Source organism: Achromobacter pestifer (assembly GCF_013267355.1).
GTDB classification, from domain to species: Bacteria; Pseudomonadota; Gammaproteobacteria; order Burkholderiales; family Burkholderiaceae_B; genus Achromobacter; species Achromobacter pestifer_A.
Window position 1 is genome coordinate 844,072 of record NZ_CP053985.1, and the last position, 14,408, is coordinate 858,479.

Genomic DNA, 14,408 nt, shown 5'->3' on the forward strand with positions numbered 1-14,408 from the left:
GACGGCTACAGAACGGCCAGCACCGGCGCCGCCAGCGCGCACAGGCCGCCGGCGGTCAGCGCGGCGCGCGGCCGGAACGTCAGGAACCAGATCAGCAGCAGTCCGGCGATGCTGAGGATGCCTATCCATTCGACCGTGCCGTAGCTCCAGCCCCAGACCGCCGCCGAGGCGCACAGGGACAGGGCCAGCGCCACCCAGCCGAACAGGCGCAAGGGCAAGCGATGGCGCCGGGGCAAGGCGCGGTCGAACAGGTCCTCGTAGTGACGGTCCATGCCCAGGCACAGGGCGGAAAAACCCGCATAGGCCAGGCAGAAGGCGGCTAGCGTCATAGCGTATCCCCTCTAGGTTCGTAGGCGTGCTGGACAGGCGGGGGCGGGGGCTGCACGGCGGACTTGGCGGCTGCGCTTGCCTTGGCTGCCCCCTTGATCGGCGCCCTGGCAGCCGCCTTGCCGGCGCGGGCGGCCTTGCGGGCCATCCAGGCCAGCAACAGCGCCCCAACCAGGCAGGTCAGGTCGAAACCGGCCATGACCCAGTCGCCCGCAGGCAGCGACACGCCCAGATGGCGCGAGGTCGTCAGGGCGTTGACCACCGGCACCAGCGCCAAGGCGGCCGCCGCGACGGCCAGCAGGTCGCGCCACTTGCGGTGCTGGAACAGGAAGGCGTAGACCAGCGACAGCCCCCAGGCGGCGAAGAAGGCGCGTGACTCCCAGAACTGCCTGCCCGGCAGATCGGCGGGCAAGAGGCGGTTGGCCCAGAAAAAGGCCGCGACCGAGATGAACAGACCTGCGATCGTGCCGGCATTGAGCGCGTCCACCAGCCGCAGCGAGAACGCTTCACGCGCGCCCGGACGGGCCTTCTGACGCCGCTTGGCGATCCACAGGACCATGCCCGTGCCGACCATGGCCGTGCCCGCCATGCTGACCAGGAAATAAAGCCAGCGCAGGAACGGTTCGGCGAACAGGCCCAGGTGCAGGCCGACGATGACGCCGGCGGTACGCGCCGTGGCGCCGAGTTCGTCCTCGCTTTCCTGCAGCGCGCCCGTGACGCCGTCAAAGCGCATGTATGGCGCCAGCTTGCCGAACGACACGCCATCGGCGGCGTCGCGCACCAGGGTCACGGTCGCGCCGGCATCGCCCGGATGGTTGACGGTGACGCGCCCCACCCGGCCTTGCCAATGCTGCTGCGCCTGCTCCACCAGCGGCGCCAGCGGCAGCAGCGGCGCGGGCTCGTTGCGCGCGGGGGTGATCTTGAACGACTTGAAGACATCGTCGGAATACTGGCGCGGGCTCTCGTAGACGGCCAGTATGCCGGCCGGCATCAGCATGGCCATGAACAGCACCAGCCCGCTGAACGTGATCATCAGATGGAACGGCAATCCCAGCACCGACAAGGCGTTATGGCCGTCCATCCAGGCGCGCTGTCCGCCCTTTCTGGGCCGGAAGGTGAAGAAATCGGTGAAGATCTTCTTGTGGGTGATGATGCCGCTGATGATGGCCACCAGCATGAACATGCCGGCGATGCTGGCGAGCCAGCGGCCCCAGGGAAACGCGGTTTCCAGTTCGAAATGGAAACGGTAGAAGAAATCGCCGCCGCGCGTCTCGCGCGCGGTCACGGCCTGGCCGTTGGCCGGGTCCAACTTCACGCGCACGAAGCCGCGTTCGCCGGGCTTGGGCTTGGGCACCTGGTAAAGCAATTGGATCGACGGCTCGCGGTCGGACGGCGGCGTGATGAACCAGCGCGTGGCGTCCGGCGCATGTTCGCTCAGGTAGCGCTGCGCGGCGGCCACGGACTGCGCAGCAGGCGCGGGCCGCACCTGGATCTCGGGTTGCATCCAGGCCGTGATCTCGGGGCGGAAGAATGCCAGCGTGCCGGTCAGGAACATCGCGAACAGCACCCAGCCGAAGATCAGCCCCGACCAGGTGTGCAGCCAGGACATGGATTGGCGCAGGCCTTCTTCGCCCGGCGCCTTGTCCACTTTCGCCTTCATGCCGCCCCCATGGTCCGGCCGGCCAGGAACAGCGCGCCCAGCAAGGCGGCGGGCAATAGCACGCCGGCCCAGGCGCGCCAGGCATTGCGCGTGGCGAATACCCAGATCACGCCGCAGGCGTAGAACACGAAGGACAGCATCTGCGCCGTGACCACGGCGTCCGGCCGCCGCATGGGCAGCCAGATCGCCAGGCAGGCGGCGGCCGCCGACGCCAGGACGTAGCCGCCCAGGATGGCGGCCGCCGCCCTGGAAAAGACGGCCAGACGGTAGCGCATCATGCCTGCGCCGGCTGCGGGAGCTTTCACTGGGACACGTTGAAGGTTGTGGTCGAAACGTAGCGGATCTTGGCGTAGGCCTTGCCGTCGGCCTCACCCGCCTTGTCTTCGACGTGGGCGGCTTCGAGCACGTACTGGCCGGGCCACGGCGTGGTGATTTCGATGCGGCCGTTTTCATCGCTGTGGAAGCGCTTTTCCCATTTGGGCGGGCCGAACACGGTGACTTCGGTCTTGGCCAGCGGCTTGCCCTTGAACTGCAGCACGAAAGCGTTGGTCCCGGCCGCGACCGGCACGAGTTCCAGGTCCAGCTTGCCCTCGGTGTCGGCGCGGCCGGCCTTGGCGCCGTACTGCACCAGGGTGTCCTTGAACTGGTAGGCCTGGCGCAGGCGCACGTCGCCCTTGCCCGCCGCCGCGAATTCGAGGAAGTCCGCGCCCTCGCCCGAGGCCTTCAGCGCCTTGCCGTCGGCGCCCGTCACGACGGGCGCAACCATGATCTTGCCGAGCAGGCCGTCGCGCTTTTCGCGCACGTCGTCCGCCCATTCCCCGAAATACGCCTTGGCCGGTCCCTCGGCGCTGCGTTCCAGCCAAACGAAATGCGCCTGCGCGGCGCCCGCCGCGCCCATGAGGGCGATGGCGGCCAAGGTTCTTGCGAATGTCATTGTTGATTTCCTTTAGAGGACCGGATCGGGCCAGCCCCGCGGCCAGGACCCGATTCGGAGGGTTTTAAATTATAACCATTCTCACTTCGAAATAGCGGACAGCCTTACCAGCGATAGCGCAGGCTGGCCTTGATGGAACGCTGATAGCCGTACCAGCACCAGGAATCGCCCGAGCACGACGCGATGTATTCCTTGTCGAACAGGTTCTGCACGTTCAGCGCCACCTGCATGCCCTTGAGCGATGGCGATGCGCGGCCCAGGTCGTAGTCCAGCATCAGGTCGAACAGCGTGACCGACGGAACCTTCAGCGTGTTGGTCTCGTTGCCATACGAGGAACCGATGTAGCGCACGCCGCCGCCCACGCCCATGCCCGCCAGCGGACCTTCCTGAAGCTGGTAGCGGGCCCACGCGGACGCCTGTTGCGACGGCACGCCCACGGGCGTCTTGCCCTTCAGGTTCAGGCCCGCGGCGTTGGGATAGCCCTTGGAGTACTCGTTGTCCATCAAGGAGTACGCGGCCACCAGCGTCAGCCCGCGCAGGGGCTCGGTCTTGGCTTCGAACTCGATCCCCTGCGTGCGCAGCTCGCCGGCCTGGATGGAGCAGCGTCCACCGGCCGTGCCGCAGATATGGGTCGGATCCGGATCGGTGGTCGTCATGTTCTCGCGGCGGATGTCGAACGCCGCGACCGACAGCAGCGTGGCGCTGCCCGGCGGCTGGTACTTGATGCCGACCTCATACTGGTTGCCTTCGATCGGCTTGAACGGCACGTTCTGCCACCCCGTTCCCGACTGCGGTTCGAACGACTCCGAGTAGCTGAAATAAGGCGCCACGCCGTTGTCGAAGTTGTAGATCACGCCCAGGCGGCCCGTGAACTTCTCCGCATTCAGCGAAGACGGCGCGACCCGTCCGGTGGCGATCGTGGTGGTCTCGCCCACGGTGCGCGACCAGTCGTAGCGGCCGCCCAGCAACACCGACAGGCGATCGATCTTGATCTGGTCCTGGAAGTACAGGCCGGCCTGATACTGCTTGTTGGTCGCGTCCGTCGAGAACGCCGGCGTGGGGATGTTCTGGTGATTGTCCGGATTCAACACGTCCAGCGCGGGCGCTGTGCCAAAGCCGGACAGCGTGTCGGTCTTGACGTGCTGGTAGTCAAAGCCCACCAGCGCGGTATGCGCGAAACGGCCGGTGTTGAAGCGCGCCTGCAGGTTGTTGTCCAGGACCAGCGCGCCCACGTCCACGTCGGTCGCGATCGACGCACGCTGCTGGTAGCGATAGGTCTTGTCGGTGTAGCCGTAGTTGTTGGTCATCGCGCCGTAGATGCTGCGGTACTGCGCTTCCGAACGCGTCCAGCGCAGGCTTTGCGAGGCCTTGAAGGTATCGTTGAAGCGGTGTTCCAGCACGTAGCCCAGCGAGTAGCTCTTACGGTCGCTCTTTTCGAAGTTGGCGTCGCCGTCGTAGTAGTCCGCCGGCAGGCGGATGCCGTCGGGCGCGGACAGCAGCGTGCGCATGGCCGGCACGCTGCCGTAGGAACCCATGTCGGGATCGCGCTGGAAGTTCGTCAGCACCGTCAACGTCGTGTCACTGCTGGGCTTCCAGGTAAAGGCCGGCGACACGAAGTAGCGGCGTTCCTTGGTGTCTTTGACCTGGCCGTCGGACATGTAGCCCGAACCGGCCAGGCGGTACAGGAATTTGCCCTCGTCATCCACCGGGCCGCCGAAATCGAAATTGGCGCGGCGGTAGTCATAGTTGCCAACCTGCACCTCGACCTCGCGCAGCGTCTCTTCCAGCGGGCGCTTGCTGACCTGGTTGACCACGCCGCCCGGACCGCCCTGCCCGTACATGACGGAAGCCGGCCCCTTCAACACGTCCACGCGCTCCAGGCGATAGGCATCCACCTGCGGCAAGGCGTCGCGGCCGCCGAATACCCGCAGGCCGTCCAGATAGGTCGATGCCGAAAAACCGCGCACGCTGAACTGGTCCAGGCGCGTGGCGGTGGCCCCGCGCGATTCCGTGGCCACGCCCGCGGTGTAGCGCAACACCTGGTTCAGCGTCTGCGCGCCCTGCTCCGTGATCTGTTCGCGCGTGACCACCGACACCGACTGCGGCGTTTCGATCAGCGGCGTGTCGGTCTTGGTGGCGCTGGCGCTGACCGTGGCCACATAGCCCACCGTCGTGATTGCGCTGTCGGACATGCCCGACACCGTCACCGGCGCCAGCGTGGGCGTGTCGCCCGCGGGCGCGGCAACCTGCACCAGCGTCCAGGTATTGCCCGATTGCGCTCGCGCCTGCAGGCCGCTGCCCGCCAGGATGCGGGCGAATCCCGCGCCCACCGAGTAGGCGCCCTCCAGCCCGTCCGAGCGGCGTCCGCGCACCAACGCCGGATCGAACGACAGCACCACGCCGGCGCTGCGCGCGAACTGCGTCAGGGCGTCGGCCAAAGAGCCGGCAGCGATCTGGTAGCCGCGCGGCGCATTCGCGGATGCGGGCGCCGACTGGGCCCAGGCCTGCGGCATGCCAGCGGCAAGCCCGCCCGCGCATAGGGCGGCCAGCACCGCGATGCGGCCGGCGAACAAAGGGGCGCGCAAGCGCGGGTGAGATGAAACGGACACAAAACTCTCCCTGTACGGTGGTATCTATCCCTGCCTTCCGTACGGGATCGGAAAACCTGCAAGCCGCAGGTCAGAAAAATTTGTAACGCTCACGCCTCGCGCGGACCCACCTGCAGCCAGTACGGCGTATGCCGCGTGACGCGGATGGGCAAGGCAGGCTCCAGCGCCTTGAGCGCGCGCTCGGCGTCGTCCAGCGGGAAGACGCCCGACAGCCGCAGGCCGGCCACCGCCGGATCCACGCGGATCATGCCCAGGCGCTGACGCGCCAGGTATTGCGCGAAGTAGTCCAGGCGCCAGTCCTTGGCCACCACCAGCCCGTCGGTCCAGGCCAGCCTGTCGGGATCGGAGGCGTGACGGCCAATCTCGCCGCTCTCGGAGAATTGCAGGCGTTCACCGGCTTCGGCATGCGTGGCCACGCCGGCGCGCAGCAACACCACGCTGCCTTCGTACACGCCCACGCGCACCCCTTCGGCGGTGCGGCGCAGGTCGAAGCGCGCTCGTTCGGCGCGCACCTCGCCATGCCCCGTGTCCACGCGCAGCGCCGCCATGGCGGGCCGCATTTCGGTCTGCACCAGCACTTCGCCGCGCAGCAGATCCATGCCACGGGCATCGCCCTGCAAGTGCAGGCGCACCGCGCTGTCGCTGTTCAAGGTGATGTGCAGCCCATCGGCCACCGCCACGGCCAGACGTTCGCCGACGCCGGTGCTGAGGTCCGCGGCCAGCCGTTGCCACGGCGCATGGCGGTAGCCCGCCCAGCCGGTGAAGGCCGTGCCGCCGATGGCCAGCAACCCGCGCAATACCGTGCGGCGGCCCGCCGACGGCGGCGCAGACAATGCGGTATGCGCCAACGCCGCCGGCACGCGGCGCGCATCCTGGCTGATGCGCTGCAAGCGGTCCCAAGCCTGACGGTGCGCCGGATCCTGCGCCAGCCACGCCTCGCACGATTGCCGTTCCCCCACGCCGGCCATTCCGGATTGCAGCCGCACCCACCAAGCGATCGCCTGGTCCGCCACCGGATCCGCGGCGCTAGTCATCGAACGCCGCATAGCACGCGGTCATGGCGCGCACCATGTATTGCTGCACGGAGCTCAAGGAGACTTCAAGCCGCTGCGCGATCTCGGGATAGGTCAGCCCATCGAGCTGCGACAGCAGGAAGGCGGAACGCGCCTTCGGTGGCAATCCGTCCAGCAAATGGTCGAGCCGTGCCAGCGATTGCAACTGCTCGGCCTGTTGTTCGGGAGACGGCGCGTAGACCTCGGGGATGGCGGCCAGATAGGCAAGATACGCGCGCTCTAGCGCCGCATGCCGCTGATGGTCCACCACCAGCCCGCGGGCAATGGTGGTCAGCAGCGCGCGGGCTTCGCCGGCCCGCACCGCCTTGCGGCCCTGGATCAGCCGCAGGAAAACGTCCTGCGCCAGGTCTTCGGCGCGATGTTCGCAACCCAGCCTGCGGCGCAGCCAACCGAATAGCCAGGGGCGGTGATCGCGGTACAGGCCATCGACGGGCGCGGCAGGAGCGTCGCTGCGCGCGGCCGATGCAGACAGGAGGGTGGAAGACACGTTGGAAACTGCGGTGCTGGACCAGAAGTCTCCAAATCTTAATTGATAATGACTTGTATTACCAATTTCAACCGCGATCTGCCCGGAAAATCCGGACAGATGCGGCGCGACTACAACGACACGGTGTGGCGGCGTTCCGATTCCAGGTATTCGCGCGACTGCATTTCCAGGATGCGCGAGACGGTGCGGTGGAATTCATTGGCCAGTGCGCCCTCGGTGTAGATTTCCTCGGGCTCGCACTCGGCGGACATGATGAGCTTGACGCGGTGGTCGTAGAACACGTCGATCAGCCAGGTAAAGCGGCGCGCCTCGGAGGCCTGACGCGGTCCCATGCGAGGCACGCCCGACAGGATCACCGCGTGGAAGCGGTTGGCCAATTCCAGATAGTCGTTCTGCGAACGCGGCCCGCCGCAAAGCGTGGCGAAGTCGAACCACACCACCGACCCGCCCAGCGCCAGCGCGCGGATCTCGCGGTGCTCGATATGCAACACCGGGTCCTGGGGCGGCGTATCGGCCAGGCTGTCGAACGCTTTTTGCAACGCCTGCTGGGCATGCTCGTCCAGCGGCGTGTGATAACACTGCACCTGTTCCAGCGAACGGCGGCGGTAGTCCACGCCGGCATCCACGTTCATGATGTCCATGCGCGCCTGGATCAGCTGGATGGCGGGCAGGATGCGGTCGCGGTGCAGGCCGTCCGGATACAGGGTCGAAGGTTCGTAGTTGGACGTCATCACGAAGGACGTGCCGTACTCGAACAGCTTGAACAGCAGCCGGTGCAGGATCATCGCGTCGGCCACGTCGGACACGTGGAACTCATCGAAGCAGATCAGGCGGTAGCGCTTGGCCACGCGCCTGGCCACTTCGTCCAGCGGGTCCTGCATGCCCTTCACTTCTTCGAGTTCGCGGTGCACGCCGCGCATGAATTCGTGAAAGTGCAGGCGCGTCTTGCGCACCACGGGCACGGTGGCGTAGAAGGCGTCCATCAGGAAGCTCTTGCCACGCCCCACTCCGCCCCACAGGTACACGCCGCGGGGCACGTCGGGGCGGTTCAGCAGCTTCTTCAGCGCGTTCGAGCGCATCGACTTGAACTTGACCCATTCGTCGTAGTAGCGCTGCAGCCGGTCGATCGCCACCTTCTGGGCTTCATCGGGCTTGTAGCCGCGCTCGGCCAGGGCGTGTTCGTAGTATTCGCTGACGTTCATGTGGGAGCAGGTAAAGCAGAATGAAAAAAGGGCGGATCCGTGAACCCGCCCCCGTCTTGCATCGGCTATGCGCGTATCAGAAATTCAACGCGCGCTTGTCCACGGCCAATGCGGCTTCCTTCACGGCTTCCGACAGCGTCGGGTGCGCGTGGCAGATGCGGGCGATGTCTTCGGCCGCACCGCGGAATTCCATGATGGTCACGGCTTCCGAGATCAGTTCCGAGGCCATCGGACCCACGATGTGCACGCCCAGGACCTCGTCGGTCTTGGCATCGGCGATCACCTTGGCAAAGCCGGTGGTGTCGCCCAGCGCGCGGGCGCGGCCGTTGGCCAGGAACGGGAAGCTGCCGGCCTTGTACTCGCGGCCTTCGGCCTTGAGCTGTTGCTCGGTCTTGCCGACCCAGGCGATTTCCGGCGAGGTGTAGATCACCCACGGCACGGTGTCGAAGTTGACGTGGCCGTGCTGGCCGGAGATGCGTTCGGCAACCGCCACGCCTTCTTCCTCGGCCTTGTGCGCCAGCATCGGGCCGCGCACCACGTCGCCCACCGCCCAGACGTTCGGCAGGTTGGTCTTGCAGTCGCCGTCCACGGCGATGAAACCGCGCTCGTCGAGCTTCAGGCCCACGGCGTCGGCGTTCAGGCCGCCGGTGTAGGGCACGCGGCCGATCGAGACGATCAGCTTGTCGACCACCAGCTTCTGCTCGGCGCCCTTGGCGTCGACATAGGGCACGGTGACGGACTTGGCGGTCGCCTTGATCTCGCCGATCTTGACGCCCATCTGGATGTTCAGGCCTTGCTTGGTGAAGGCCTTCAGGGCTTCCTTGGCCACTTGGCCGTCAGCCGCGGCCAGGAATTCCGGCATGGCTTCCAGGATGGTCACTTCGGAACCCAGGCGGCGCCACACGCTGCCCATTTCCAGGCCGATCACGCCGGCGCCGATCACGCCCAGCGTCTTCGGCACGGCGCCGATGTTCAACGCGCCGTCGTTGGACAGCACGACCTTTTCGTCGAACGGCAGGCCGGGCAGCTCGCGCGCCGACGAACCGGTGGCGACCACCACGTGCTTGGCAACCAGGTCTTCCTCGGCGGTGCCGGTGACCTTGATGGCCCAGCCGCCTTCCACCTGGCCGACGAACGCGCCCTTGCCGTGGAAGAAGGTGACCTTGTTCTTCTTGAACAGGTACAGGATGCCGTCGTTGTTCTGCTTGACCACCGTGTTCTTGCGGCCGATCAGCGTGTCGAGCTTCAGGCTGACGCCCTTGACTTCGATGCCGTGGTCGGCGAAGTGGTGATTGACCTGCTCAAAGTGTTCGGACGATTGCAGCAGCGCCTTGGACGGAATGCAGCCGACGTTGGTGCAGGTGCCGCCGGGAGCCGGGCCGCCTTGGCCGTTTTGCCAGGCGTCGATGCAAGCCACCGACATGCCGAGCTGCGCGGCGCGGATGGCGGCGATGTAGCCGCCGGGGCCCGCGCCGATGACGACGACGTCAAATTGTTTGGACATAGTGTTCTCGCGATGAGGTATTGAGTGGAGCACGCCCCGCCCTGCGGGCCGGCAAGAAGCCGGCCAGGGCGCCGCAAGACCCTGGGGTCGCTTGGGCGCCGGGCCGGGGCGTCGAGATTACAGGTCCAGCAACAGGCGCTGCGGATCTTCCAGGGCGTCCTTCATGGCGACCAGGCCCAGCACGGCTTCGCGGCCGTCGATGATGCGGTGGTCGTAGGACAGCGCCAGGTAGTTCATCGGGCGGATGACGATCTGGCCGTTTTCCACCACGGCGCGATCCTTGGTGGCGTGCACGCCCAGGATGGCCGATTGCGGCGGGTTGATGATCGGGGTCGACAGCATCGAGCCGAACACGCCGCCGTTGGAGATCGAGAAGGTACCGCCGGTCATTTCTTCAATGCCCAGCTTGCCGTCAGCGGCGCGGCGGCCGAAGTCGGCGATGGTCTTTTCGATGTCGGCGATCGACAGCTGGTCAGCGTTGCGCAGGATCGGCACAACCAGGCCGCGCGGGCTGCCGACAGCGATGCCGATGTCGAAGTAGCCGTGGTAGATGATGTCCTTGCCGTCGATCGAGGCGTTGATCAGCGGGTACTTCTTCAGCGCGGCCACGGCAGCCTTGACGAAGAACGACATGAAGCCCAGCTTGATGCCGTGCTCTTTCTCGAACTTGTCCTTGTACTTGCTGCGCAGGTCGATGACGGCCTGCATGTTGACTTCGTTGAACGTGGTCAGGATCGCGTTTTCCTGCTGCGATTGCAGCAGGCGCTCGGCGATGCGGGCGCGCAGGCGGCTCATCGGCACGCGCTGTTCCGGACGGCCGTCCAGCGACATCGTCGGGGGAGCGACCGGCGCGGCGGCCTTGGCCGGAGCGGCCTTGGCGGGAGCGCTGGCGGCCAGGGCGTCGCCCTTGGTCACGCGGCCGTCACGGCCGGTGCCGGCCACGGAAGCGGCGTCGACGCCCTTCTCGGCCAGGATCTTGGAGGCGGCGGGCGAAGCCACGCCGGCGGCAGCCGACGAAGCGGCAGCGGCGGGTGCGGCGGCGGCTTGCTCGGCGGCCTTGGGGGCCTCGGCGGCGGGCGCGGTGGCGGCGACGGCGGCCTTGCCTGCGGTGTCGATGCGGGCCAGCACTTCGCCGGAGGTAACGGTGCTGCCATCGCCCTTGACGATTTCAGCCAGCACGCCCGAGGCGGGGGCCGGCACTTCCAGCACGACCTTGTCGGTTTCGACTTCGATCAGGATTTCGTCCGCTTCAACGGCAGCGCCCGGCTGCTTCTTCCAGGTCAGCAGCGTCGCTTCGGAGACGGATTCGGAGAGTTGGGGGACGACGACGTCGGTAATAGCCATTTTGTTTGTTCCGTAAAGTTTGTGTTCTGGTCGCGCTGCGCGGCAAGCTTCGAATCGGAATTCCAGAAACCTGCGCGCGCGGCGCGTGCATCAAGCGAGTGTTACTTCGTCAACATGACCTTGAACTTGGGCGCGAAGGCCGTTTCGATCAGGGCCTTCTGCTGCTCCTGGTGCTTGGCCAGGTAGCCCACGGCCGGCGATGCCGACGCGGCGCGGCCGGCATAGCCCAGCTTCTGGCCTTCGACCATGTTTTCGTACACATGATGCTGAACGTAGAACCAGGCGCCCTGGTTCTGCGGTTCGTCCTGAACCCAGATCACTTCGGTTGCCTTCGGGTACTTGCGCAGTTCCGTTTCGAACGACTTGTGCGCGAACGGATACAGCTGTTCGACGCGAACGATCGCCACGTTGTCGGCGCCACGCTCGCGGCGGGCATTGACCAGATCGTAGTAGACCTTGCCCGAGCAAGCCAGCACGCGCTTGACCTTGCTGGCGTCGATGGCCTCGTCGACTTCGCCGATGACGGGGCGGAAGCTGCCGCCTGCCAGATCGGTCAGGGGGGAGCCGGCGTCCTTGTTGCGCAGCAGCGACTTCGGCGTGAACAGCACCAGCGGCTTGCGGAACGGGCGGATCATCTGGCGGCGCAACACATGGAAGATCTGCGACGCGGAGGTCGGCTGGACCACTTGCATGTTGTTGTCGGCGCACAGTTGCAGGAAGCGCTCGATGCGGCCCGAGGAGTGCTCGGGGCCTTGACCTTCGTAGCCGTGCGGCAGCATCAGGGTCAGGCCCGACTGGCGGCCCCACTTGGCTTCGCCGGAGCTGATGAACTGGTCGATCACGACCTGGGCGCCGTTGACGAAGTCGCCGAACTGGCCTTCCCAGATGGTCAGCGTGTTGGGTTCGGCGCTGGAGTAGCCGTATTCAAACGCCAGCACCGCCTCTTCGGACAGCACGGAGTCGATCACGGTGAACGGAGCCTGGCCTTCCGAGACGTTCTGCAGCGGAATGTAGGTGCCGTCGTTCCAGCGTTCGCGGTTCTGGTCGTGCAGCACGGCGTGGCGGTGCGTGAACGTGCCGCGGCCCGAGTCCTGGCCGGTGATGCGGATGGCGTAGCCCGAGGACACCAGGGTGGCGAAGGCGAGGTGTTCGCCCATGCCCCAGTCCAGGTTCAGTTCGCCCTTGGCCATGGTGCGGCGGTCGTTCAGCAGCTTGGCGACCAGCGGGTGCACCGTGAAGCCTTCCGGCACGGTGGTGATGCGTTCGCCGATGCGCTTGAGCTCGGCCAGCGGCACGGCGGTGTCGGCCTGGTCGGTCCACTTGGCGCCCAGGAACGGCGACCAATCGATGGCGTACTTGCTCTTGTAGTCGGTCAGCACCGGTTCGATGGTGCGCTGGCCGTCTTCCATCAGCTGGCGGTAGTCCTTCACGAGCTGATCGGCTTCGCCGTCGGCCAGCACGCCTTGCGTGGTCAGCTTGTCGGCGTACAGCTTGCGCGTGCCAGGGTGATGGCCGATGCGCTTGTACATCAGGGGCTGCGTCAGCGACGGGGTGTCTTGCTCGTTGTGGCCCAGCTTGCGGAAGCAGACGATGTCCACGACGATGTCGTGGCGGAACTGCAAGCGGTAGTCCAGCGCCAGCTTGGTGACGAACACCACGGCTTCGGGATCGTCGCCGTTGACGTGGAACACCGGCGCTTCGATCATCTTGACCACGTCGGTGCAATACAGCGTCGAGCGCGAGTCACGCGGGTCGGACGTGGTGAAACCGATTTGGTTGTTGATGACGATGTGCAGCGTGCCGCCCGTGCCGTAGCCGCGGGTTTGCGCCAAGTTCAGCGTTTCCATGACCACGCCCTGGCCGGCGAAGGCCGCGTCGCCGTGCACCAGCACGGGCAGCACTTGCTTGCCTTCGGCGTCGCCGCGGCGTTCCTGGCGAGCGCGCACGCTGCCTTCGACCACGGGGTTGACGATTTCCAGGTGGGACGGGTTGAACGCGAGCGACAGGTGGACCGGGCCGCCACGGGTGGACAGGTCGCTGGAGAAGCCGTTGTGGTACTTCACGTCGCCGTCGGTCAGGCCTTCGGCGTGCTTGCCTTCGAACTCGGCGAACAGGTCGCCGGGCATCTTGCCCATGATGTTCACGAGCAGGTTCAGGCGGCCGCGGTGGGCCATGCCGACCACGATTTCCTGGACGCCGTTTTCACCGGCGTGGTTCACCACTTCGTCCATCGAGGCGATGAAGCTTTCGCCGCCTTCCAGCGAGAAGCGCTTCTGGCCGACGTACTTGGTGTGCAGGAAGCGCTCGAGGCCTTCGGACTCGGTCAGCTGCTGCAGGATGTGGCGCTTTTCTTCGACCGAATAGGCGGGCGCGCCCAGGGTGGTTTCCAGGCGTTCCTGGATCCAGCGCTTGGCGGCGGGGTCGGAGATATGCGTGAATTCGGCACCGATGCTGCGGCAGTAAGTGTCGCGCAGCGCCTTCAGGATGTCGCGCAGCGTCATGGTGCTGGCGGTCGTGAAGTAGGTGTTGGTGGCCGAGTAGGTCTGGTCCAGATCGGCTTCGGTCAGGCCGTAGAAGGCCGGATCGAGTTCGGGGATCGGCGGACGTTCCTGGCGCTTGAGCGGATCCAGATCGGCCCAGCGCGAACCCAGGGAGCGGTAGGCCGCGATCAGCGACTGCACCGAAACCTGCTTGCTGGCCACGGTCAGGTCGGGTTCGGCGGCGCGTTGCACGAAGGCATTGGCCTTGGCGCGCTGGGCGAACGATTCGACGATGGGAGCGTGGGCCTGGTCGCGGGTGGATTCCTGGCCGTCGGTGGCGGGAGCGTGTTGCAGCTGGTCGAAGTATTCGCGCCAGTTGTCAGGTACCGAACCGGGATTGTCGAGGTAGGCTTCGTAAAGCTCCTCAACATAAGGGGCGTTACCCCCAAAGAGATAAGACGTGGATAGAGATTCTATTTCCGAAGACATATCGCTTCACCTTTACGAGTGCTTCACTCGACACGATGCAGGAAAACCTTCCGCGACACGGGCTTCCCGTTAAGCGGATAGCAGGGGCAGAAGGCGCGTACAAGCCTTAAAAGCCGTATGGGATAAGAGTATAGCCCTTTGAGTTTAAGGACGTCTTCTTGCGTTTGCGTGACGCAAAAGCGCATTCGGAATGCCGTCATGCAGCATTGGAATGTCCAGCGAACCCCGTCCATTGCGCCGTCTACGCGCCATCAATTTCTGGCAACCCAAAATGCCGCGTCGCATCATTTTCACTAACG

The 14,408-nt window shown here is 65.9% G+C and carries 11 protein-coding genes; all 11 read right to left on the reverse strand.

Annotation, left to right across the window (positions count from 1 at the left end):
• Positions 1-5: 5 nt before the first annotated feature.
• The 11 genes from FOC84_RS04320 to FOC84_RS04370 all read right to left on the reverse strand — a co-directional run bounded on the left by FOC84_RS04320 (position 6) and on the right by FOC84_RS04370 (position 14,109).
• On the reverse strand, positions 6-329 hold the full coding sequence (locus FOC84_RS04320; RefSeq protein ID WP_088139125.1) for a DUF3325 domain-containing protein: 324 nt from the start codon (positions 327-329) through the stop codon (positions 6-8).
• On the reverse strand, positions 326-1,987 hold the full coding sequence (locus tag FOC84_RS04325; protein ID WP_173143338.1) for a PepSY-associated TM helix domain-containing protein: 1,662 nt from the start codon (positions 1,985-1,987) through the stop codon (positions 326-328). The genes FOC84_RS04320 and FOC84_RS04325 overlap by 4 nt, the downstream gene beginning before the upstream one ends.
• Positions 1,984-2,265 carry a DUF3649 domain-containing protein gene (locus FOC84_RS04330; protein ID WP_173143339.1) on the reverse strand — a complete coding sequence of 94 codons (282 nt, stop codon included), beginning with the start codon at positions 2,263-2,265 and terminating at the stop codon, positions 1,984-1,986. Before FOC84_RS04330 ends, FOC84_RS04325 begins: the two co-directional genes overlap by 4 nt.
• 23 nt (positions 2,266-2,288) lie before the next feature.
• Positions 2,289-2,921 carry a DUF4198 domain-containing protein gene (locus FOC84_RS04335; RefSeq protein ID WP_173143340.1) on the reverse strand — a complete coding sequence of 211 codons (633 nt, stop codon included), beginning with the start codon at positions 2,919-2,921 and terminating at the stop codon, positions 2,289-2,291.
• Between the two features lie 104 nt (positions 2,922-3,025).
• Positions 3,026-5,434 carry a TonB-dependent siderophore receptor gene (locus FOC84_RS04340; protein ID WP_254241996.1) on the reverse strand — a complete coding sequence of 803 codons (2,409 nt, stop codon included), beginning with the start codon at positions 5,432-5,434 and terminating at the stop codon, positions 3,026-3,028.
• Positions 5,435-5,619: 185 nt separating this feature from the next.
• On the reverse strand, positions 5,620-6,564 hold the full coding sequence (locus tag FOC84_RS04345; RefSeq protein ID WP_173143342.1) for a FecR domain-containing protein: 945 nt from the start codon (positions 6,562-6,564) through the stop codon (positions 5,620-5,622).
• A complete protein-coding gene (locus FOC84_RS04350; protein ID WP_173143343.1) occupies positions 6,557-7,090 on the reverse strand; it encodes a sigma-70 family RNA polymerase sigma factor in 534 nt (177 codons plus the stop codon). Before FOC84_RS04350 ends, FOC84_RS04345 begins: the two co-directional genes overlap by 8 nt.
• Before the next feature lie 110 nt (positions 7,091-7,200).
• On the reverse strand, positions 7,201-8,292 hold the full coding sequence (gene zapE, locus FOC84_RS04355; protein ID WP_173143344.1) for a cell division protein ZapE: 1,092 nt from the start codon (positions 8,290-8,292) through the stop codon (positions 7,201-7,203).
• 76 nt (positions 8,293-8,368) lie between these two features.
• Complete coding sequence (lpdA, locus tag FOC84_RS04360; protein WP_173143345.1) at positions 8,369-9,796, reverse strand: dihydrolipoyl dehydrogenase; 1,428 nt, start codon at positions 9,794-9,796, stop codon at positions 8,369-8,371.
• A 117-nt stretch (positions 9,797-9,913) separates the two neighbouring features.
• Entirely contained in the window at positions 9,914-11,140 is a 1,227-nt protein-coding gene (gene odhB, locus FOC84_RS04365) for a 2-oxoglutarate dehydrogenase complex dihydrolipoyllysine-residue succinyltransferase (RefSeq protein WP_173143346.1), read from the reverse strand.
• Between the two features lie 101 nt (positions 11,141-11,241).
• Entirely contained in the window at positions 11,242-14,109 is a 2,868-nt protein-coding gene (locus tag FOC84_RS04370; protein WP_173143347.1) for a 2-oxoglutarate dehydrogenase E1 component, read from the reverse strand.
• Positions 14,110-14,408 lie beyond the last annotated feature (299 nt).